The 742-nt window shown below is 63.2% G+C and carries 1 rRNA gene; it reads right to left on the bottom strand.

Annotated elements, in window-relative coordinates:
* Positions 1 to 742 (bottom strand): 23S ribosomal RNA (locus tag ACYQ0J_RS09940); the annotation flags it as partial.

The raw sequence follows: 742 nt of genomic DNA, 5'->3' as shown, positions 1-742 counted from the left end.
CTGTTTATCGTTACTCATGCCGGCATTCGCACTTCCCTTGCCTCCAGCCGCCCTCGCGGGTCGGCCTTCCTCGGCATCGGGAACGCTCCCCTACCGCCTGGGGGTCGCCCCCCAGACCCGCAGCTTCGGCGCTGGGCTTAAGCCCCGATCATTTTCGGCGCAGCGTCACTCGACCAGTGAGCTATTACGCACTCTTTAAAGGATGGCTGCTTCTAAGCCAACCTCCTGGCTGTCTCAGCAACGCCACATCCTTTCCCACTTAGCCCAGACTTCGGGACCTTAGCTGGCGGTCTCGGTTGTTCCCGCGCTCGGACACGGACGTTATCGCTCGCGCCCTCACTCCCAGGCTCCCCCTGGGACCCTTCGGAGTTTGACAGGGTTTGGTAGGCTGGTGGGCCCCCTAGCCCTATCAGTGCTCTACAGGCCCCAGTCAGCGCCTGAGGCTGACCCTAAAGTCATTTCGGGGAGAACCAGCTATCTCCGGGTTCGGTTAGCTTTTCACTCCTAACCCCAGCTCATCCGAGGGGTTTGCATCCCCCACCGGTTCGGGCCTCCACTGGGTCTCACCCCAGCTTCACCCTGGCCAGGGCTAGCTCGCCCGGTTTCGGGTCCACGGCCGCGGACTAGACGCCCTGTTCGGACTCGGTTTCCCTACGCCTCCGCCTCAACGGCTTAAGCTCGCCCACGACCGTGAGTCGCCGGCTCATGCTTCAATAGGCACGCCACAACCCCTTGCGGGGCC

It is taken from the genome of Thermus sp. FJN-A, assembly GCF_054655095.1.
Note: the sequence above shows the minus strand (reverse complement) of the source record. Positions and strands in the feature narration are given on the sequence as shown.